The 21045-nt window shown below is 63.9% G+C and carries 21 protein-coding genes; 11 read left to right on the top strand and 10 right to left on the bottom strand.

What is annotated here, in order from left to right; genetic code table 11:
* Positions 1 to 35 precede the first annotated feature (35 nt).
* The gene (gene mobA, locus BW940_RS05820; protein ID WP_076608259.1) at positions 36 to 659 is read right to left on the bottom strand and encodes a molybdenum cofactor guanylyltransferase; all 624 of its coding nucleotides are present in this window, start codon (positions 657 to 659) and stop codon (positions 36 to 38) included.
* 87 nt (positions 660 to 746) lie between these two features.
* The gene (gene yqeC, locus BW940_RS05825) at positions 747 to 1502 is read right to left on the bottom strand and encodes a selenium cofactor biosynthesis protein YqeC (protein ID WP_076608260.1); all 756 of its coding nucleotides are present in this window, start codon (positions 1500 to 1502) and stop codon (positions 747 to 749) included.
* Positions 1503 to 1631: 129 nt separating this feature from the next.
* Here yqeC and BW940_RS05830 point away from each other — a divergent pair, with 129 nt between their 5' ends.
* Together BW940_RS05830 and BW940_RS05835 are read left to right on the top strand one after the other, a co-directional pair.
* Complete coding sequence (locus tag BW940_RS05830) at positions 1632 to 2609, top strand: beta-ribofuranosylaminobenzene 5'-phosphate synthase family protein (protein WP_076608261.1); 978 nt, start codon at positions 1632 to 1634, stop codon at positions 2607 to 2609.
* A 69-nt stretch (positions 2610 to 2678) separates the two neighbouring features.
* On the top strand, positions 2679 to 3008 hold the full coding sequence (locus BW940_RS05835) for a transcription factor S (protein ID WP_076608262.1): 330 nt from the start codon (positions 2679 to 2681) through the stop codon (positions 3006 to 3008).
* A 9-nt stretch (positions 3009 to 3017) separates the two neighbouring features.
* Here BW940_RS05835 and BW940_RS05840 read toward each other — a convergent pair whose 3' ends face one another.
* The gene (locus tag BW940_RS05840; RefSeq protein ID WP_076608263.1) at positions 3018 to 3422 is read right to left on the bottom strand and encodes a DUF5518 domain-containing protein; all 405 of its coding nucleotides are present in this window, start codon (positions 3420 to 3422) and stop codon (positions 3018 to 3020) included.
* A 210-nt stretch (positions 3423 to 3632) separates the two neighbouring features.
* On the opposite strand from BW940_RS05840, the gene dinB reads away from it, so the two are divergent.
* The 4 genes from dinB to BW940_RS05860 all read left to right on the top strand — a co-directional run bounded on the left by dinB (position 3633) and on the right by BW940_RS05860 (position 7428).
* Positions 3633 to 4913: a DNA polymerase IV gene (gene dinB / locus BW940_RS05845; RefSeq protein WP_076608264.1), complete on the top strand. Its 1281-nt coding sequence runs from the start codon at positions 3633 to 3635 to the stop codon at positions 4911 to 4913.
* A gap of 65 nt (positions 4914 to 4978) precedes the next feature.
* Positions 4979 to 6298 (top strand): J domain-containing protein, encoded by a 1320-nt coding sequence (locus BW940_RS05850; protein WP_076608265.1) that lies wholly within the window; start codon positions 4979 to 4981, stop codon positions 6296 to 6298.
* An 83-nt stretch (positions 6299 to 6381) separates the two neighbouring features.
* Entirely contained in the window at positions 6382 to 7035 is a 654-nt protein-coding gene (locus BW940_RS05855; RefSeq protein WP_076608266.1) for a helix-turn-helix domain-containing protein, read from the top strand.
* A 66-nt stretch (positions 7036 to 7101) separates the two neighbouring features.
* The gene (locus tag BW940_RS05860) at positions 7102 to 7428 is read left to right on the top strand and encodes a HalOD1 output domain-containing protein (protein ID WP_076608267.1); all 327 of its coding nucleotides are present in this window, start codon (positions 7102 to 7104) and stop codon (positions 7426 to 7428) included.
* Positions 7429 to 7497: 69 nt separating this feature from the next.
* Here BW940_RS05860 and BW940_RS05865 read toward each other — a convergent pair whose 3' ends face one another.
* Positions 7498 to 7899 carry a CopG family ribbon-helix-helix protein gene (locus BW940_RS05865; protein ID WP_076608268.1) on the bottom strand — a complete coding sequence of 134 codons (402 nt, stop codon included), beginning with the start codon at positions 7897 to 7899 and terminating at the stop codon, positions 7498 to 7500.
* A 341-nt stretch (positions 7900 to 8240) separates the two neighbouring features.
* Positions 8241 to 9122 carry a COX15/CtaA family protein gene (locus tag BW940_RS05875; RefSeq protein WP_076608270.1) on the bottom strand — a complete coding sequence of 294 codons (882 nt, stop codon included), beginning with the start codon at positions 9120 to 9122 and terminating at the stop codon, positions 8241 to 8243.
* Positions 9123 to 9288: 166 nt separating this feature from the next.
* Between BW940_RS05875 and BW940_RS05880 the strand changes: the two genes are divergently transcribed.
* Positions 9289 to 10419 (top strand): M24 family metallopeptidase, encoded by a 1131-nt coding sequence (locus BW940_RS05880; protein ID WP_076608271.1) that lies wholly within the window; start codon positions 9289 to 9291, stop codon positions 10417 to 10419.
* A 76-nt stretch (positions 10420 to 10495) separates the two neighbouring features.
* On the opposite strand, the gene BW940_RS05885 is transcribed toward BW940_RS05880, so the two are convergent.
* Positions 10496 to 11083 carry a helix-turn-helix domain-containing protein gene (locus BW940_RS05885; RefSeq protein ID WP_076608272.1) on the bottom strand — a complete coding sequence of 196 codons (588 nt, stop codon included), beginning with the start codon at positions 11081 to 11083 and terminating at the stop codon, positions 10496 to 10498.
* Positions 11084 to 11265: 182 nt separating this feature from the next.
* On the opposite strand from BW940_RS05885, the gene BW940_RS05890 reads away from it, so the two are divergent.
* Both BW940_RS05890 and BW940_RS05895 read left to right on the top strand, forming a co-directional pair.
* Complete coding sequence (locus BW940_RS05890; RefSeq protein ID WP_076608273.1) at positions 11266 to 12048, top strand: glycosyltransferase family protein; 783 nt, start codon at positions 11266 to 11268, stop codon at positions 12046 to 12048.
* Entirely contained in the window at positions 12041 to 13144 is a 1104-nt protein-coding gene (locus BW940_RS05895) for a phospholipase D-like domain-containing protein (protein WP_076608274.1), read from the top strand. Before BW940_RS05890 ends, BW940_RS05895 begins: the two co-directional genes overlap by 8 nt.
* Positions 13145 to 13181: 37 nt before the next feature.
* Here BW940_RS05895 and BW940_RS05900 read toward each other — a convergent pair whose 3' ends face one another.
* The 3 genes from BW940_RS05900 to BW940_RS05910 form a co-directional block, all read right to left on the bottom strand.
* Entirely contained in the window at positions 13182 to 14066 is an 885-nt protein-coding gene (locus BW940_RS05900) for a hypothetical protein (protein ID WP_076608275.1), read from the bottom strand.
* A gap of 11 nt (positions 14067 to 14077) precedes the next feature.
* Complete coding sequence (locus BW940_RS05905; protein ID WP_076608276.1) at positions 14078 to 15160, bottom strand: glutamate--cysteine ligase; 1083 nt, start codon at positions 15158 to 15160, stop codon at positions 14078 to 14080.
* A gap of 93 nt (positions 15161 to 15253) precedes the next feature.
* The gene (locus tag BW940_RS05910) at positions 15254 to 16348 is read right to left on the bottom strand and encodes a helix-turn-helix transcriptional regulator (protein ID WP_143823871.1); all 1095 of its coding nucleotides are present in this window, start codon (positions 16346 to 16348) and stop codon (positions 15254 to 15256) included.
* A gap of 157 nt (positions 16349 to 16505) precedes the next feature.
* Between BW940_RS05910 and BW940_RS05915 the strand changes: the two genes are divergently transcribed.
* Both BW940_RS05915 and BW940_RS05920 read left to right on the top strand, forming a co-directional pair.
* The gene (locus tag BW940_RS05915) at positions 16506 to 18476 is read left to right on the top strand and encodes a peptidase associated/transthyretin-like domain-containing protein (protein ID WP_076608278.1); all 1971 of its coding nucleotides are present in this window, start codon (positions 16506 to 16508) and stop codon (positions 18474 to 18476) included.
* Positions 18473 to 19195 (top strand): DUF7345 domain-containing protein, encoded by a 723-nt coding sequence (locus BW940_RS05920; protein WP_076608279.1) that lies wholly within the window; start codon positions 18473 to 18475, stop codon positions 19193 to 19195. Before BW940_RS05915 ends, BW940_RS05920 begins: the two co-directional genes overlap by 4 nt.
* A gap of 202 nt (positions 19196 to 19397) precedes the next feature.
* On the opposite strand, the gene BW940_RS05925 is transcribed toward BW940_RS05920, so the two are convergent.
* Positions 19398 to 20987: a long-chain-fatty-acid--CoA ligase gene (locus BW940_RS05925; protein WP_076608280.1), complete on the bottom strand. Its 1590-nt coding sequence runs from the start codon at positions 20985 to 20987 to the stop codon at positions 19398 to 19400.
* Positions 20988 to 21045 lie beyond the last annotated feature (58 nt).

A 21045-nucleotide genomic window follows, 5' to 3' on the forward strand; every position in this document is an offset into this window, starting at 1 on the left:
GTTTGAAGACGCTCGACAGTTTTTCGAGACTCGTCCTACTCGAGCCGCCGCGCTGCCGCCTGCAGGTCGTCCGGGGTATCGACGCTCTCGAAGGTCGTCTCCGAGACGTCCTCGAGTTCCGCTTCTTCGACGGTGATCACGTCGAGGGTGTCGAACGCAGCGAGGATCCGCGTGTCGTCGGATTCGAGCGTCTCTGTACAGGCATGGGCCATCCGGTCGGCACGGTAAATGGCCTGCGTCGTCTGATACCAGCCGTCCTCGAGCCGGACAACGGCCCCATCGTGGCCGCGGGCACGCTCGTATAGTTGTTCGAACAGTGCCGGATCGACGAACGGCATATCGCAGGCGACGACGGCCGCGTACTCGCGGTCGACCGCCTCAAGGCCGACGCCGATCCCGGCAAGCGGACCGCGGTCGGGAACCGGATCGATCGCGTAGCGACGGTCGACGTCGCTCCCTGAGAGCGCGTCTCGAATCGCCTCGCGTTGCTCGTCTCGGCAGTTGATGACGACGGCGTCGGTCACCGTCGCGAGCCGATCGACGACACGGCGAATCATCGGCGTCCCGGCGAGTTCGGCGACGGCTTTGTCCGCCTCGCCAAAGCGCGTCGAGTAGCCGCCCGCGAGGACGACGCCCTCGAGTGAATCGATACTCGTCACAGGCGATGCTATGGACGATAGCCGTATAAACCGTCAGTGATCAGTCGATAGCCGGACCACGGCGAAGTGCCATACTGTCTGACAGTATCACTGACAGACGTCGACCAGCGGCTCGTCGGCGAGCATGCTCGTCAGGACGACTCGCGAGACACGACCGTGTGTGGCAGCACTTTTTTCGAGGACGTGCGTCGCGACCTCGCGTGCCGTCTCGAGGGCGTCGTCATCGTCGACCATGTTGACCAGTGGGACGTACGTCGCCCCCTCAGGGACGTCCTTCAGTCCACCTTCCGGGCTGGTCAGAATCGCCGCCACGTCGGCCGGTTCGATCGGTTCGCCGATCGCTCGTCCGGTCACATCCGCGACGCGCTCCGGGCGGTGGACGACGTCGTCCTCGAGCGGCTGACCGACCGCGTCGACGCTCGCGATAGCGACTACTGTCTCGACGGTGTCGGGCAGTTGCGGTTCGCGTTCGTTCGGGGCCTTCAGCAATCGCGTTCGCGCGCCGTCGGCTTTGACGAGCACGTGCTCGACGCCTGCGGCCGACGCGATCCGATCGACCGTCGCGGGATCGTACCCCCGATACCGGTCGTCTCGTTCCTGTTCCGGCACCAGTCCGAGCGGCCACTCGAGATCCGTCTCGGCAGCCGACTCGAGGGCGGCGAGTGGCTCTTCAGTCACCCACACGTCGGCGACCTCGCGATCGAAAATCGGGATCCGAACGGTTGCCGTCACGACCGATTGCTCGAGGCGGCCGGCGAGTTCGTACAGCGTCGATTTCTTCCCGCCAGCGCCGACGACGCAGGTGAGCCCGGCATCGGCCTCGAGCGCGCGTATAAGATCCATGTGTACAAGACACACGACCTGCGGAAAAGACCTATCGGTGACACGATCCCGTAAGTGCCAGCACGCGCCACGGCGACAGGCGTTGCCACCGTCGAAACCCCCTTCCCGAGGGCTTGCCTACCGCCGCCTATGACAACCGCGACCGTCAGCGCCGGGGCCCGACTTCACGTCGGGTTCCAAAACCTCTCGCTGGCTCGCCGGCGGCTCTACGGCGGCATCGGTATCGGACTCGAGGAGCCACGCGTCACGGTCACCGCCAAGCCGGCGTCCGGCATCGAGAGCGACGACCAGTTGGCTCGAGAGTATGCAGCCCGTGCCGCCAGCGTCCTCGAGGTCCCCGGCGTCGCGGTCACGGTCGAGAAGCGACTGCCACGCCATATTGGCCTCGGCAGTGGCACACAGCTCGCGCTGTCCGTTCTCGCGGCGACGGCGAGCGCCCACGATCTCGAGCCGGACGTCCGAGCCCACGCCCCCGCGATGGGTCGTGGTGGGCGCAGCGGTATCGGCGTCGCAACGTTCGAAGCCGGCGGGTTCGTCGTCGACGCCGGTCACCCGACGAATCGGTTTACGACCGAACCGCCAGCCGAGGGCGACTGGACGGTCCCGCCGGTCGTCGCCCGCCACGACCTGCCCGCCGACTGGCGATTCCTCGTCGTCGTTCCAGATACTGACCCCGGTCGCAGTGGCGACGACGAGGACGCGAGCATGCGCGCCGTCGTCGAGCGTGCAGACCCCGCCGTCGCCGACGAAATCGCCGGCGTCGTCACCCGGAAACTGCTGCCAGCCGCCGCCGAGGGCCGACTCGAGGCATTCGGCGAGGCGATCGCCGAAATCGGCCGCAAGAACGGCTCGTGGTACGCCGACGCACAGGGTGGCGTCTTTCGGCCGCCGGCGGGTACCCTCGTCGAAGCGCTCGAGGGCTGTCCGGTCTGTACCGGCGTCGGCCAGTCGTCGTGGGGCCCCGTCGTCTACGGCGTGACCGACCGCGCACACGCCGACGAGACCGCGGCTGCCGCCCACGACGCGCTCGCGGACAACGACCTCGAGGGACGGATTGTGCTCTCGGAACCGGCCTCGAGCGGGGCGACGATTCGCGTCGATCAGTAACGGCGGGTGGACGAACACCCGCACCGACGAGAAGAGCGTTTTTTGCGTCCCGACCGCATACGGGCGGCTATGCAGTTTTGCGACGACTGCGGTTCGATGATGAAAGCCGAGGGCGACCGCATGGTCTGTACGAACGACGACTGTGGCGCGTCGCTCGAGCGAGATCGAGAACAGGAAGATGCGTTCGTCACAACGGAGTCACAGACCGACGCCGAGGTGATCGAGTCCGACGAGAACGCGAACTTCGAAGGGAAACCGAAGGCGACGGACGTGGTCTGTGACGAGTGTGGCAATCAGGAAGCCTGGTACACGCTCAAACAGACTGCGTCGGCCGACGAACCGCCAACGCGCTTTTTCAAGTGTACCGAGTGTGGGAAGCGGTGGCGCGGCTACAACTGACCGGTCAGGTCACAGTTCGGTTTTGATGTAGCGGCCGAACACTGCACCGAGAGCGCTTAACCCGACAGTGTAGAGCGCGCCGAACGTGAGCCCAACGATGAACACCACGCCGATGGTTGTCCCGGGGCCACCAGCCCCAAGGAAGAAGAGCCAGGCAATCATCCCGAAAAGCACGAACGGCGCAAGCATACAGAGTCCTGCAATGGCACCGACTCGCAGCCCGTCTACCGGATCGGCATCGCCCTCGAGATAGCCGGCGACGGCACCACCGAGCAGCGTTGACCCCGGGACGAACGAGAGTACGATGCCCACCGCAGCGCCGATCAGGGCGTTGAAAATGGTGGTTCTCCCGGTGCTTGAATCCGTACCGTACGTGTCGATCGGTGGCGGCGTATCGGCGGTGTCGGAGACCATAGCAACCGATTTCGACGCGGAACGGATAGGGGTTATTGTAGCCACGCGGCCGTTTCGGTCGCCCATCGGCCGAACCTGCCGCTCGATCTCGCGTGGAGACACGCTGCACATCTACGAGACTGCCTATGAGAATGTACCTGCAATGGCACCGACTCGAGCGGCCCCGGGCACAACGTTCACAACGATCCACGCGAACCGATCAGTAGACGAATGTCGGAGGAACCGCGGCTTCCGGGCGTCGAGGAGAGCGACGACGACGAGCGGATCGTCTGTCACGTCGACGCTGACTGCTTCTATGCCGCCTGTGAGCGCCTTCGGGAGCCACAACTCCGTGGCGAACCCGTCGTCGTCGGCATGGGCTATGAACCCGGCGAGACCGTCGGGGCCGTCGCCACCGCCAGCTACGAAGCCCGCAAGTTCGGCGTCGAGAGTGCCCAAGCGATATCGACGGCACTCGAGCACCTTCCCAGACGCGCCGCGCTCGAGTCCGACGCGGCCGACGACGACCCGGCCCTCGAGCGCGAGGAAACCGGCTTCTATCGGCCCGTCGATCTGGACTACTATGAGTCGGTCGCCGAGGAGGTCAGGGAAATCCTCCACGACTGTGCCGACGTGGTCCGTGAGGTGAGCATCGACGAGGCCTATCTCGACGTGACCGATCGAACCGCCTGGGCGGTCGCCGACGGCTTCGCCCGCCACATCAAAGACCGCATCCGTCGGGAGGTCGGCGTCGTCGTCAGTGTCGGCGTCGCACCGACGATGAGCGCGGCCAAGATCGCCAGCGACTTCGAGAAACCCGACGGGTTGACCGTCGTCGAACCCGGTGCCGTGCGGGACTTTCTCGCCCCGCTCGAGGTCGACTTGCTCCACGGCGTCGGCCCCGTAACCGCTCGCGAGCTTCGGGCAATGGGTCTGGAGACGGCCGGTGACGTCGCTGCGACCGATTCGGAGCCCCTCGTTGAACGCTTCGGCGAGCGCGGCCGAGAATTGTACGAGCGCGCCCGTGGCGACGACGACCGCCGGGTCAAGCCGAAAGGCGAGCCCAAGAGCTTCTCGCGTGAATCCGCCTTCGCAGAGCCGGTCACGGCGGTGGATCCAAAGTACGAACAGATCGAGACGCTCGCGACGGCCGTCGCCGATCGCGCCCAGCGAGAAGGGGCACTCTACCGGACCATCGGCGTCAAAGCCGTCACACCGCCGTATGACATCAATACCCGCGAGCGATCGCTGCCGGGTCCGGTCGATGACCCCGACCTCGTCGAGCGCATCGCACGCGACCTGTTTACGGAGTTCGAGCCCGATCCCGTCCGCAAACTCGGCGTTCGAGTGGCAAACCTCGAGTTCGCGGCGGCCGATCAGGCCAGCCTCGACAGTTGGGGGCAACGCGAGGACGGTCACCGAACCAACGGTGGGAACGCGGCCGACGATGATAGTGAACCGGCCGACGAAACCCCGACGAGTGGGCAGTCGTCGCTGGCCGACTTTTCCTGAGAGCACTGTTATTATAACCCCCCCTCGTGTACACTACAGCAAACGAGACGATCACAGAGGCTTATATGACCGAGGATTTCTACGATCTCCTGGAGATTTCGTCCGATGCATCTCAAGACGAAATCAAAGACGCCTACCGTGAACAGGTCCGCGTATATCATCCCGACCACAACGACGACGACCGGGCTCGAGCCCAGTTTACGGCCGTCAAGAAGGCATACGATATCCTCGGCGATCCCGTCGAACGGAAGGCCTACGACCGCATGGGCCACAGGGATTACGTCGCCAAGCGAACCAGCGGTCTCCCCTCACCGGACGTCTGGCAGGATACCGACAAATCGAAATCGACGGAGACGACAGAATCGGACGACTCACCGTCGAACGAGACGAGTTCCGGAACGACGTTTACCTACTCCTCGACTGCGTCCAGTTCCTCGAGTGCTGACGAATCGACGACGTCGAAGACATCGACGACGGCCTCCGCGGCAGGGGCGACGACGGGTGGATCGACATCGACGACTGCGGATGCCTCGAGTACCACAACTGGAACGACGACCAGCAGCGGCACGTCCGGGTCCGGTACGGCAACCGGAACTGGTTCCACGACGACCGACACCCATACCACCAGTTCGACCACCAATACCGCGAATAGCCAAACGAGGGGGTCCACGGCCGAGTCCGACACGCAGACGGGGTCCAGCGGTATCGCCGACAACCCGGTCTCCCGGTGGTGGCGACGACAGAACTTCTCGTTGCCGCTGATCTGGCTGTCGGTCTGTCTCTACGTCGTTGGACTCGCCCACTTCGCGCTCGAAAACGAGGCCGGACTCGAGGCGCTCTCGACTGAGCTACAGGCGATCGGTGCCGATCCCGAGCGGATCTGGAAGACGCTCTCGAGCAGCCGTCATGGCATCGATTCGACCGTCGAGTTTTTGCTAGCCGTCGAGTTCGTCACGCCGCCGCTCGAGCCGCTCCAGTGGTATGGTGCGTTGGCTGGTGCAGTCGGCGTGACGCTCGTCGTCCTGCTCGGTGCCCGCCTCGTCCGCGACCAGGAGACGTGGGGTGCAGTGTCGATCGACGAAACGATCGTCGTCGCCCTCGCGGTGGCCGTGACGACTGTCCTCGTTGGCGGGCCGTTACTGGCCGGTGCGGTCCTCATGCCCGTCCTGTTCGGCGTGATCGTTCGCCACACACGGCGCGGGCCGGGCTGGACGCCGTCGTATCTGTACGTGCTCCCCGTGTTGGCACCGGCCGTCGGCTTTGGGCTCGCGGCTGCCGGATACGCGACGCTTGCGATCGATCTCCTCGTGTTCGTGGTGCTCCCGATCATCGGCGCGCTGGGACTGCCGCTGCGGGCGACGATCAGAAAGCGGTTCGGGCGGTGAGACTCGGTCCCGCCGGTGACCGATTCCGAACGCGTCTCGAGGGCGGCGAAAACACCTTGTCGGCAGGACCATACTGATCGATAATGAGCGTTATCGCCGAGTATACAGTCTCGAATCCGATACTGGCGGACACGCGACGGGCGGTTCCAGGGGTCACACTCGAGGTCGAAGACGAACAGCCGGTCCCCGGAACCAACTCGCGGCTGATCATCTGGGCGAGGGGGACAGAGACCGACCTCAAGCGGTTCTTTCGGGAACTTCCGGACGATCCCACGATTACGTCGTTCGAACTCCTCTCGACGCTTCCCGAGCGACGGCTCTTCCGTGTTACACTATCTCTCGAAGGCGAGCGAGGCCTGACGTACGTTGATGCGATCGAACACGGCATTACGTTTCTCGATATCGAAGCGAGCGGCGACGAGATGCGATACCGTGCGCAGATTCCGAACCGCCGTGCACTGGTTGACTACCGCGAACAGTGTCAAGAACGTGGCCTCTCGTTCGACCTGCGGCGACTCTACCGAAGCGACGCGGATCCGGCCGGGAGATACGGCCTCACTGCCCGCCAACAAGACGCACTCTGTCGGGCCCTAGAAGCGGGCTATTTCGACGTGCCACGCGAGACCTCGACCGAAGAACTGGCCGACGAGTTCGATATCTCGAGTCAAGCCTTCTCCGCGCTCCTTCGGCGTGGCCACGACGCGCTGTTGCGAAACACGATCGCCGAGGGCGGATGAACTTAAAACGTTGGCCAGCAAACCCGGGCGAACTCCTGTCCATACTGCATTCGTCCTCATAGATCGATGGCTACGAAACAAGACCATGCAGCGACGGCGGGGAAACAGGGGGACGTAACCTACACTGCTGGTGACAACGAAACACTGAGCAACGCAGTACTCACCGCCTTGCGAACCGCAGCAGGCCGGTCGACCCCGTCGAATCAAGACGCCGAATCGCTGGACGTCGGCGTTTTAACGCCACTGTTCGAGACGATCGATCCCGACGCTCTCAACGCGCTTTTTAGTTCAACCCACAGCGGGGCGGCGAGAAACGGGACGATCACGTTCACCCACGACGGCTACGAGGTGACCGCCACTAGCGAGGGGCACGTCGTCGTCTCGAGTGAGTAGCGGTGGACTGGACCGGAATGTTCACGCGTATTCCTGCGATTTCGACGTCGACTGCCACCGACGACGCAGTCACTCGGCCGTCTCGTCTGCTCGCAACAGCGTGACCGACACCCGGCCAACGGCATCGAAATCTTTCAGCCGGTAGACGAGGTCGCGAATTTCTGCGGCCGGCCCGTGACAGAAGACGGCCTCGAGACACCACTCGCCGTGATGGACGTGACAGGTCGTGTCGATTTCGGCCTGGAATTCGTGTTGGATCTCGTGTAGGTCTTCGATGATCTCCTCGTGGACGTAGTCGAAGACGACCGTCGCCGCGACCGGCCCGCGAGCCTGCTCGAGGCGGTGGTGTGATTCGACGTACTCCTGAATCGCCTCCCGGAGCGCGCGTGAGCGAGAGTCGATCCCCTCCGCCTGCCAGGTGCGGTCGAACTCGGCCAGCATCTCCTCGGGAACGTTAAGACTGGTTCGCATATCGTACCGTTGGCCCGGAGACGAAAAAGGTACAGCGGTCACGGTGTTCGATCCAGCGCCGATCAGTGTCGGCGGCCCTCGGACGGGCTGCGGTCCGTCGGGTCCAGCGCGACCGCGAACCCGCGTGCGGTCCTCCGACCCATGGAAATCCGTCCGTTCTGGCCGCTCTCGTCGCGACACGGTACACTCGAAGCGACGGCAGCGAACCGACTCGCAGACGACGTGCTGTTGAGCGTCGGCATCGGTGCGATGCTGGCCGGCACAACCTGGTACAACGATCGTCGCTGTGCTCGGCTCGCCTATCACGAATCAGACAAAACGATCCCGCGAGACGGAACTGATTATTGCCGCGTGTCGCTCGAGCGATGTGGGGCGTGGCGGACCTGTCGGATGCCGATGACGAACGTCACGAACAACAGCGCAGCGACGGCAACGTAGAGGGAGTCGAGTGCCGGGTTAAACGTCATTATAGCCCGACGCCCGAGGAAGATTACGAACACTGCAAGCACCGTCGTTGCGCTCAACAGCCCAGTCAGCCGGTTAGATTCGAAACGGCGACGACCGACCATGGTTGCGACGATGACAGAACCCAGCAGTCCGAGCGTGACGCCGTACTGAGCCATCTGCATGGACGCGCTATAGTTGGTAATGTCGCCGATGACGAGCGGACTGAGGGCGACGTGGAACGGCAACACGATGGTACCGAACGCGAGCGCGGTCGTGACGTGTGCCGAGGTTAGCTGCGGTGCCCAGACGAGAACGGTCGCCACGGTAAAGAGGACGAAGATGAGCACGGCTGTCCAGAAGTGCAGTGCCAGAATGTCCATCGTATACTGTGTGACGGTTTCACGTCCGAGGGCGACCTGAACCGGGGTCAAGAGCATTCCGGCGACGACGAGGGCGGCCACGCGCCTGTCGACGTTCGGCAGTCGCACGGCAGCGACCGCGGAGCCAATAATGGCGAACCCGGCGAACATCGCGACGAAGCGGTGGAACCACTCGTAGAAACTCGGGAGGTTTGCCGGGAACAGGTTGAACGGGCCAGCATCACATTGCGGCCAGTTTGCCTCACAGGCCAGCCCCGACCCGGTCGCCTTCGCGGCGATGCCGAGCAGGATGGTTGCCGCGACCACTACGAGCGTCATCGCGATCAGGTGCGGAAAGCCGAACCGTTCGATCAGCGGACGGAGTACCGGACGGGAAGTGTGACTATCGGTCGACACGGGCGTTCACGCGGGGGTTAGGACCACCTGTACTTAGGTTGCCCGAGTCGTTCTTACGCCGTTGGAATCGGACCGCTGAGCGCCTGCCAACCGAGGGCGGTCCACCCGACGGCTCGAACAGGTGTCTCATCGTCGGATTCAAGGGTCAGCCACGCCAGCACCCGGCATGGACAAACGTGAGCGACTCGAGGCGTTCCTCGAGTCCGAAGAGTTCGATTCGGTCTGGTTCGCCCGGCCGAACGCCTTCGCCTGGCTGACCGGGGGGAACACCGTCGTCGACCGCGAGACGGACGCCGGCGTCGCGGCCGTCGGCTACGACGGCACGGAGATCCGGATCGTCGCGAACAACATCGAAGCCGAGCGTATCGCTGCCGAAGAGCTCCCGGACCTCGAGCGCGAGGCAGTCTCGCTCGAGACGTTCCCGTGGCACGCCGACTCCCTCGGCGGGGCAATCGCGGCTCGTGTCGCAGACGACGAGCGAGCCGCCGCCGACATCGATATCCCCGGCCTCGAGCGCGTCGATCCGACGCCGCTTCGCCAGCCGCTGACCGACCGCGACCGCGAGCGATACCGAACGCTGGGCCAGGAGACGGCTGCGGCCGTCGAGTCGGTCTGTCGAGAACTGCGCGCCGAGGACAGCGAACACGAGGTCGCGTCAGCGCTTCGGGTAGCGCTCTCGGCACGCGATATCGAAGCGCCCGTCGTCCTCGTTGGCGGGTCAGAACGTGCCCAGCAGTATCGCCACTACACGCCGACGGAGGCCGAACTCGGCGACTACGCACTCGTCTCCGTGACGACCCAGCGCGCGGGCCTGCACGCGAGTTGTACCCGAACCGTCGCCTTCGATCCGCCCGCGTGGCTCGAGCAGCGCCACGAGGCTGCGGCCCGCGTCGAGACGACGGCGCTCGCAGCGACGCAAGCCGCGGCGAGCGACGGCGGGACGGCTGGAGACGTCTTCGGCGCGGTTCAGGACGCCTACGACGCGGTCGGCTGGGACGGCGAGTGGGAGCACCACCATCAGGGCGGTGCCGCCGGCTTTGCGGGCCGCGAGTGGATCGCGACGCCCGACCACGAGGCGACAGTTACCGCGCCGATGGCCTACGCGTGGAACCCGACCGTCGAGGGCGCGAAAAGTGAAGATACCGTGTTGGTCACGGCCGACGGCGACGGGGCGGCCACCGACGAGGCGTCGATCGAACCGCTCACGGTGACGGGTAACTGGCCGACGACGAGCGTCAAGGCCGTCGACGGGGATCTCGAACTCGAGCGACCGGCAGTGCTCGGCCTCGAAGAGTAAGTACGACACCGACGGCAGGAGTCACTGAGACGCAACTGAGAGCTGATCGGGGTGGACAGTACGCGTGCGGCCGTCGCTACCGACTGTCGTCCGTCTCCGGGTCGTCGTCATCACCAGCGTCGGGGTCGATCGGAGACGTCTCATTAACTGTGATCGTGATGGGTTCGGTGCCGTCCTCGAGGTCCGGCGTGGATTCGGCGTGGCGATCGAGCGTAAAGATCGTGTTCAGTTCTCGCTGGACCTGATCGACGACACCGCCCACGAGTTCGCTCGGCTGGATCGCCGTATACTCGTAGGGGTTGTTCCCCGCGCCCTCGCTCGCGCGCTTTTCCCGTGTCACACGGTCTTCGTCGTGGAGTTCTGCGAGCGCTTCGCGGACCGTGCTCGGATAGAGGCCGGTCCCTTTCGCGACCTCTTCTGAGGTGCTGCCGGGATGGGCAAGCAAGTGGACGTAGATCTTCGCCCGCGTTTCCGTATCGAGGATCCACGAGAGCAGATCGACGATGCGCTGGTCGACCTCCTCGACGGCGGTCGTGCGAACGCCGTCGCTCTCCGCCTCGAAGAACTCGCTTTCCGTTCGCTCGAGCGCGTCGTCGGAGTCGTCTCGTGGTGGGTCCCCGTTCCCGTCGTCCACCTGATGCTCGTCAGTGTCGTCCGTAGCCATAGTATCCTCTGGTGAAGGACAAGGGTTCGCACGGAAGTAAAGCTTTGTGCGGGTCGAGCGTCGCGTTTACGGGTCCACTCGGATGGCTTCAGTTCGCCATCTGCGCCGGCGTGATCGGGGGCAAAGGCGTCTGTCGAACCCGGACGTAACACTGATGTAGACGTACAAACGTGTTGGCACAAATGGACGCTGACCGGGTTGTTGCGGCGATGGCATACGGCGAACCGAACACGGACTGGGCCAGACAAGTGGCGACGACGCTCGATGCCTCGTTCGTGCTCGTCCTCGACGAACCCGACCGACCATCGCTACCTGAGTACGCCGACAGAATGCTCGTTTCGAGATCACGGCTTGGGTTCGGGGGTGCACGTCGGGTCTCGATGCTGCTGGCCAGTGAGTTCGGCAGCGACTGCCTAGTCGTCGACGGGGATGGCCAGCATCCGCCGGCGGCACTCGAGCGCATCCTCGAGCGGCTGGCAGCGACCGACGCTGATGTCGTTATTCCACAGCGACAAAATCAAAGCCTGTGGCTCGACCGTGACGGCGAACGGCTCGATCGGTGGCCGTTCGAACGCCTCGAGACCCTTTGTGCCTTCGCAGCGGCCGATATCGACGCCGAGCCGGATTCGGAATTCGACGCCCAACCCGGCGCGTTCGGGTTTCGAAGTGCTGTCGGACCGTCGTTGGTCCCGTCCGACGACGGCTGGCTCGCCGACTGGGAGATCACGGTTCGAGCACTCGAACGGGGCTCGTACGAGACGATCGAGATCACGACCACGCCGTCGGTCCAGGAAGAGACGACGTTCTCCTGGGCCGATCAGCGTCGGAAGCTATTGGATATCGATGACCGCCTCCGTGAAACGGGTTCCAACGGCGTTCGAGCCGTCTTCGACCGTCACCGTGACGAATTCAGTCCCGACGCCCGCGAGACGATCACCGACGCGGTGATGAGTATCAATGAGTAAACACAGACCGCGAGCGCTGCGACGCGATCTCGAGTCACTCGTCGACGATCTCCTGCCAGCAGCGGAGGCCACGGTCTTTGCGTGGGTTGTAGTCGAGTATCCGGGAATGCACCCGAACATGCTCCCCGAAACGATACGGAACGACGTCGAACTCGACGACACGCAAATTGAGCATGCACTCGACTCGCTGGTCGACCGGGGGCTGTTCGAATCGCTTGGTGACGTCCCGGACGACGGACGGTGGTTCGTCGAACCGGTGAAGGACGATTCGTTCGTCGACCGCACTCACACGTGGATCGAAGCGCACGGGACAACTGAACACGTCGACCGGTTCACGAGCCTCGAAGCACGACTCAAGAGCGCCCTCGACGAAATGCGACAGAACGACAGGGTAGAAATCGTCGATCAAACGGCATCGACGAACGGACACGGGTCGTTCGAGGAGGACCTCGACTGGGAAAATTACGCACGGGCGTCAGAAATCTGCGTGTCGTCGTTCTCACTGGAGACGATGCCGGACTTTTTCGAACCGCGTCTGATCAGCGCGCTGGAAAACGGCGTCGACGTGCGGATTCTTCTGCTTCACCCCAATCTGGGCGTCGAACTCGAACGGAAACGGGCAGACGAGACGATCCGTGACGGGATCGCGACTATCGAATCGCTGCAGGATCGCTGTGCGAACGCCAACGGAACGCTCTCGTATCGGCTCGTCTCCGACCGTGGACACGCGTACTTCTACGGCCTGCTCGTCCGATCGGAACTGCCAGAAGAGTGTACCTATCGCGTGTTCGTTCGCGATATCGACCGTGAGCGCGGCGTGACGGCGAAACTCGTCCGCGGTGAAGAACAAACGACGATGTATCTCCTACTCCGCCAATACTTCGAAGCGGCGTGGGAGAACGGTCACGAGCCCGGTCCCATCGGGTTCGCGAAACGAAACTGGCTCTACGGGTTGACGATCGTCCCCGTGTTCGGACTCTACCTCTGGCTTTCCGGTGCGATCGACGATCTCTCGTTTGCGTTGATTCAGGCCGTTGCGATTCCGATCGCCGCAGAACTCGTCAAAGACGGACTCTTCGCGCTTGGAAATCGGTAGCCGCAGTCATTCTGTCACGTCAAATGTCAGATCGACGTCACGGCTCGAGGTACGCGACACCGACGTCGTCGGACCGTTTGAGCCGTGGATAGCGCCGACAGTCGGGATCCGACGCTTCGAACGCACGAAGCACTCGTACTGCACGCTCGATCCCATTCGCGGCGACGTACTCGAGTACCCGCCCCCAGTCCGCAACCGCATCGTAGACCGTACACAGCGGTTCGAATCCGTCGGTGAACGCGATCGCGTCCACGAGCGACGCTCGGGGGATTGTCCCGGTCGACGCGTGAGATGTCGCGGCTGGATCGAGGCCGAACGTCCAGTACCCACCGGGCGTGTTCTTCAGTTTCCGGTGCTCGATCAACATCGGCTCGACTCGCTTGAGAAGTTCTGCTTGTGAGATCTCGGCGTCGGACTGGCGGTCGTCGTACGTCCTCGAGTCGCCCGGTTCTTCGGCCTCGCGGATCGAGATCATCTCGTCGATGACCGCCCGATCGAGCGAACGGGGACCCGCTCCGAGTACCGTTTCGACGCCCGCAGTCGTACGCGCCACGAAGCTACTGTCGCCGAGAACGAAGTAATCGATGTCTGCACCGCTCCATCGACAGATCACGCCGCTGGCCGACGGTCGTTCGTGCTCCGGAACATCCTCGATCTCGTCACAGAGCGCGTCGTAGCGCTCGCGCACTGCCCCGATCGCGTCGGTCGCGATCGTTGATATCGGGCAATTCACCTCGAGACGGGCCGCGAGTTGCGTCGTCAACTCCTCAACGTACCACCGGCCGTCGGACGGGGCATCGCTGAACCGCCGGTCAGTCAGTCCGGTCGCCCCGTCGAGGACAACAACGGCGTCGTCACCGCTCCACACCACGTCTTCATTTGGCGACGTGCCGCAGTCAACGTACGTCTCGAGGTGTACCATGGATTCAACGGTCACTCAACCTGCAACAGCAGTGACTCACAGAGCGCGTCGGGACCGTCTTCCTCGAGCAGCCGACGCTGTCGGGTCGCCCCGCTGTCGCGCTCGTAGACGCGCTTGATGCCGTCGATCCCCAGCCGTTCGCACTCTCGGTCGACGAGTTCGCCGAGGTCGATCGTGCCCTCGAGATCACGGGCGATAAACGATGCGTCGTGGCCATGGCGGATTGCCCGCCACTTGTTTTCGTCGAGCAGTTCGCGCCGGTGGCGGGCGCTACTCGCGTTGTCTTCGTAGGCCTCGGCGAGCGCGTCGACCAGTGCGTGGGCGTACTCGACGAACGCGAGGACGACCTCAGGGTCAGCCTGCCCGTCCGGCGTCCGGAGTTCGACAGTGCCGTGTGCCGTATGCGGGCGGACGTCGTACCAGAGTTCGCCCCGGTCTTCGATCGAGTCCGTCTCCAACATCCGGCGTTCGAACCGATCGAACGCCTCGTAGTCCTCGAAGTAGGTTGGCATCCCCGTGTTCGGTAGCGCCTCGAAGATCTTCGCACGAGCGGACTGAAGCCCGGTATCGAACCCGTTCCAGTACGGCGAGTTCGCCGAGAGGGCGAGCATGACCGGGACGTACCACCGCAGTTCGTTGGCGATCCAGACCGCCTTGTCGGCGTCGTCGACGCCGACGTGGATGTGGACGCCCGCGGTCGTATTCCGATGTTGTGGATACTGGATGCGATCGAGTTGCGACCGATAGCGAGGTTTTTCGGCGTGCTCGAGTTCGCGCCATTTGGCAAGCGGATGCAGGCCGGCGGCGGCGATCTGATAGCCGTGGGCGGTGGCGTGATCGACCAGTGCGCGTCTGATCTCCAGCAGCGACTCCCGGGCGTCGGCCGGGTCCTCGATCAGCGGTGTCTGGGTCTCGATGACGAACTTGAACAGTTCGTGATCGAGTCGCCCCTCGAGGATCTCTGGTGGGTCGTGTTCGTAGACGAGGTCGTCGGTGCCACTCGTCGGCCGGCCGTCGGCATCGACGACGAAACACTCCTCTTCGATCCCCAGCGTGCCCATGCGCGTAAACGATTCCCGGGACCCGCGTTCCATCGTCTCCCGTTTTCGGCCGCGGTGATAAATACCGTTTGGACTCGGCAGGACGGAGTCATCAGCAAGGGAGCCGTGTTGCAGACGAACGCTGGGTTACTCGTCGTCGGACAGGTCGATCACGTTTTCGCGGCCGATCCGAAGCTTCTCGACCGTCCCGTCGTCGGCCATCGCCGAGAGCACTCTGGACGTCTTCGATTTCGACCAGCCGAGGTCCTCGACGACCGCCGACTGTTTCATGCGTCCACCCTGCTCGCGGAGCGTCCGCCGAACCCGGTCTTCATCGGTCAGAAGCTGGGATTGCTCGGTATCGGCGTTTGACGTCGTCGGCGCATCAGTTTCTTCTCCCGAGTCGGTCGCCTCCAAACTGTCGTCGCTGCCCCCGCCGATCGGCAGTGTGAGCCGTCCAGTACGGAAGGCGTACAGAACCGCAATGAGGAGTCCGAACGTGAATAGCCCGAAGACGGACAGGAGCCAAGCGTCGGTTCCGCCCCCGTCGACCTCCCCGTCCTGTTGCAGTGCGGTGGTACTTTCAGACGGTCCGGCGACGATACGCGGGTGGCCGTCGGCGAAGTCCTCTCGGCCGTGCCACTCGAGGACGCTGCCAGAGACCTCATCGGGCGTCGGATCGGCGTCGGCGACGACGAACCCGTCCGGGGCGGCGACCGCCAACACGTCGTCCTCGCCGATGTAGAATCCGCCCTCGAAGACGTCGCCGGCGACGACGCGGTCGCCGTCGGTCGCCGCGAATCCGTCCCACGTGAACTGGAACGTGACAACCCCCCAGCGGCGGGGGACTTCCTGAATCGTCGTTCTCGTGGTGAATTCCGTCGCACGCATCTCGCGCGTGTGGCTCTCGTTTGCCCGGTCGACGACGCCGGTCATCCGCGTTTCGAACGGCTCGAGATATCGGCTGGTGTTCTCCCGAAACGACTCCTGAAACCGCTCGTACTCGGCGTGGTCGTCGTCGGTCGCGAGTCGGGTTCGGAACGTGATCCCCCACGTGGCCGAGCCGTCCGCCGCGAGCTCGATTCTTGTAATGGTGTTGTCCGGGTCGGGCTGATCCTGAACCAGCGCGTGTTCGTCCGGCTGTGTCGACTCGAGGTCGCTGTTAGCGCTGCCCACGGCTACACCCGCCCCCAGGACGACCACCAGTGTGAGCAGCAGAATCACCACATGCCTCGGTCGCATTGGCAAGCGGTAGTGACTCGAACGGATTAAACGCATAGATCTAGACGCGTGAAATTCAGTGAAACAGAACACAACAGTCCCGAAACAGCTGCAATCGGCGACAATGGGTCGCCACCGTCTCGCCGTTATATGGGCCATGCGTTCGTGGTCGTGACCGATGAAACGGACACAGCTCCTGACCGTGCTCGTGGTGGTCGGGCTCCTTGTTGGCTCGATCCCCAGCGCAGCGCTCGCAGCCGGGGCGGCCGGGACCGGAGCGAACGCGGTCGCACAGGCGGATGAATCGAACTCGAACAGCTCGGAGGCAACGACGGGCCAGCAGCTCGCGACGGTGATCGAGGTCACCGACGACGAGGTGAGCGGTGATATCGAATCGGCATCACTGGAGTCGGTGCTGGCGCAGTCGAACGAATCCGAACGCGCTGCGGTCCTCGCCGATCGCGCGGCGTCGCTCCGTGAACGGGCAAACGAAACCGTCGCGACCCAGCAGGAGGCGACGACGGCGTATGAGACCGGTGACCTCACCCGTACCGAGTACGCCCAGCGACTGGCAGTGCTCTCCTCGCGTGCGAACACGGTCGATCGCGGTTTCGACCGTCTCGATGAGCACGCTGCAGACGTCTCCGCGCTGGAACTGCGCGCTGCCGGCTACGACCGGAGCGCGAACGACGCAGCACGGGAACAGCTGCGGAAGCTGACCAGTACTGGTGCCAGCGCACTGCTCGCACAGTACACGGGCGAACAGCGCGGCGAGTTCTCGCTCGAGACCACCGACGGACTGTCGATCGAGACCGAGAACGAAGACGGCGAGCGGTCACGGGAACTCGAGCGCGAACAGCCGGGCAACGGGACGTTTCAGATACCCCAGAGCGAGGCGCTGACGGCGGCGACCGACCCACTCTCGACGGCCGATGAGGGCGAGTGGACGCTGCGCTCCGTCGACCGCGACGAGGACGACGGCTACTTCGAGTTCGAGTTCACGTTCTTCGGCCCCGATACGACTGGCGAAGCCGAAGTGAGCGTCGACGGCGAAACCGGCGACGTGTTCGAGTTCGAAGAGGAGTTAGAGCCCCGTGACGCGGACGACAATGACGAAATACCGTTGTCGATCTCGCTCGTCGAGGGCACCGCAGCGCCGAACACGAGCGTCACGTTCGCGGTGACCGCAGCCGGCGACCCAATCGAGGGCGCGACCGTCGAAATCGACGATCAGGCTGTCGGTGAGACGGACGCGACTGGACGGATCACGGTGACGCTCCCCGACGACGACGAGGCCGACGTCGAGGTCGAGGACGGCGACCGGGAGGGCGAACTCGAGTTGACCCTCCGCTCGACAACGTCTGAAGAGGCTGCAGACGAGGAGATCAACGAGAAGCTGTCGGTCACCGGCTCCGTCGACAACGGAACGGTGACGGTGGCTGTCGGATACGACGGTGAGGGCGTCTCCGGTGTCACGGTGCTCGCCGACGGCGACCGTGTCGGCACGACTGGTGAGGACGGCACGCTCTCGTTCGACGCAGAACCCGGCGACGACGAACTGGAAGTCACCGTGCTCAAAGGCGAGTTCGAGGCCGAACTGGAGTTCGAGATCAGCGCCGACGGCGCGCTCGAACTGGACGATGTCGATATCGACGAACGCGACGAGGACCACGAGGACGACGAGGAACTCGGTGTGACCGTTGTCTCAGGTGAACCCGCCCCCGGTGCCACGGTAACGCTCGAGGTGACCGACGCCGATGGGCCGGTCGCGGACGCCGTCGTCGAAGTCGAAGACGAGAACGCGGGCACTACCGATTCCGACGGGCGGATCACAGTGACGCTTCCCGACGATGACGAAGTCGAGATCGAAGTCGAGGACGGCGACCGGGAGGGCGAACTCGACCTCGAGTTCGACGGGGACGACAGCGATGACGATGCGCGTAAAGAGGACGACGAAGACGACGAGAGAGAAGAAGAGGACGCTGACGACGAGGATGGTGAGGATGCCGACGACGACGAAGAGGACGCAGACGATGAAGATGGTGAGGATGCCGACGACGACGAAGAGGACGCTGACGATGAAGATGGAGAGGATGCCGACGACGACGAAGAGAACGCAGACGAAGATGAAGCGGAGGACGACGAGTGATCCGGCGGCGGACGCACTCCCTCGTGCTCGTTACCGCGGTGTTGTTGCTCGCGGCGGGCGTCGTCCCGCCTGTGGCAGCTGCTGACGACGCCGTCGCGGACGACCGATCCGCGTTCGTCGTTGAACTCGAGTCGAACGGCGACGCCACGGTCTCGCTCGCGTTGACGTACGACCTCGATGACGGGACGGACGAGGAAGCGTTCGAGCAGCTTCGTGCGAACTCCACTGACGTCGTCGACCGGTTCGACGAGCGCCTCTCGCGAATCGCCAACCGAACGGCGAGCGAAACCGATCGCGAAATGACCGTTTCGGACGTTAATGCAGCGGTCACGACAACGGACGGCGTCGGTGTGATTCGGCTCTCGGCGTCGTGGTCGAACCTCGCAGCCGTTGACGGAGACCGGCTGGTCGTCAGCGAACCGTTCGCAAGCGAGTTCCAGACGGATCGGCCGTTCGTGCTTGCCACACCGGACGGATACGTGGTATCCGAGACTGCTATCCCGACGGACGGCGACGGAACGTCAACCGCCGAATGGGACACTGGGACGGATTTGTCCGGATTTTCGGCGACCGTCTCACCGAGCGACGAGGCCGCTGACGTCGATACTGCCGAGACCGACGCGGACACAGCTAGCGAGGCGCTTCCGACACCGCTGGTGCCGACACTCACAGCCGTCCTCGTCAGTCTCTTCGGGTACGGCATCTGGCAGCGGCTGTAGTCACAAACCCGATAGCGATCCTATACTTTTGGCAGTTGCCTGCTCGAAATCGGTGGATCACGTGCGGTGATCCGAAGCCACAGATCGCGTTCGATTTTCGAGACACGGAATCATTCGCGGTCGCGTGACGATTCTAGTCCCCATGTGGGACGTCTCGAGTCACCAGCTCATCGGTTGCGGTGTCGAGGTCCGCAGGTTTCGATCAGGACGTGACGGTCTCGGCCTCAGGGTCGATGGCCGCCTCGTCCTCGCGGAGCTTGAACTTCTGGATCTTGCCGCTCGGATTCTTGGGGAGGTCGTCGACGAAGTAGTACGCCCGCGGGCGCTTGAAGTCAGCGAGTTGGTCACTCTCGAGGACGAACGCGTCGAGTTCGTCGGCAGAAACGTCGTCACCGACGACGTACGTGACGACCCGCTCACCCCACTCCTCGTCGGGTTCGCCGACGACGGCCGCTTCTTCGACGCTCTCGTGGGCAAACAGGACGTCTTCGACCTCGGCCGGATAGACGTTCTCGCCGCCGGAGACGATCATGTCGTCTTTCCGGTCGACGACGTAGAGGTAGCCGTCGTCGTCACGGTATCCGAGGTCGCCGGTGTAGTACCACGTCGTCCCGTCGGCCTCGCGCAGGGACCGCTCGGTCGCCTCCGGACGGTTCCAGTACTCGCGCATCACGCACGGACTCGAGATGAGAATCTCGCCGATTTCGCCGTCCGCGACCGCCTGATCCGGGTCCGCATCGGGATCGACGATGCGCAGTCGGTGGTTGAGTGCGGGGAGGCCGGCCGAACCCTGCTTTGGTACCTGGTCGTCCGGCGACTGGAAGACGCCGGCGGGACCGATCTCGGTCATGCCGTAGGCCTGTACGTAGTCCTCACAGAGCTGGTCCCGGCAGTTTTCGAGGACCTGCTCTGGCATCGGTGCCGCGCCGTAGAGCCCAACGCGGAGCGACGAGACGTCGACGTCCATCTCCGCGGCGGTCATCGAGAGCGCGTTCCAGGCTGTCGGCGCGGCAAAGAGGACCGTCACGTCGTGGTCGTCGATCGCCTCGAGTGCAGCCGCCGGCTCGAACTCGTGATGGATGACGGACGCCGCGCCGCGGTGAACTCGCGGGAACAGGTTACAGTGGAGTTCTGCACAGTGATACAGCGGCATCATCGACAGGCCGACGTCGTCGCGGGTGAGATTTAGTTCCGCGATACACAGGAGGTTGTGTTCGACCATACTCCGGTGTTCGTGGACGACTCCCTTCGGCCGGCCCGTCGTCCCTGAGGTGTAGATGAACGCGTAGACGTCGTCTTCGTCGACACGAACGTCGGGCCGGTCGGGCGATCCCGACTCGAGAAGGTCATAAAACCCATGGGCTCCGTCCGGGACCTCGTCGCGGTCGTCGTCGATATAGACGTAGTCGTCGACTGCGAGGTTCGGACGCGCGCCCTCGACCGCCTCTCGCGTCGCGGATTCGAACAGGACCAGTTCGGCGTCGGCATCAGCGACGATGTACTCGATCTCACCCGACGGCAGCCGGAAGTTCAGCGGGGTGAAGATGGCCCCGATCTTCGCGCAGGCATAGACGGTGAGCGCCATCTCCGAGCCGTTGTGCAAGACGGTGGCGACCCGGTCGCCTTTTTTGATGCCGAGGTCGAGAAACACGCTTGCCAGTTGGTTGACGCGCTCGTCGAACTCGGCGTAGGTCCAGCGCTGATCCTTGCGCGGATAGATGATCGCATCACGATCCGGATAGCGATCGACCGTTCCCTCGAGGGTGTCGCCAATTGTGGGGTGTGCTGACATACCAACCAGTGGTACAACGAACCGCCATATAGTTGTTATCCGACACGAGACGCCAAAC

Origin of the sequence: Natronorubrum thiooxidans, from assembly GCF_900156475.1 — an archaeon.
Lineage (GTDB): Archaea > Halobacteriota > Halobacteria > Halobacteriales > Natrialbaceae > Natronorubrum > Natronorubrum thiooxidans.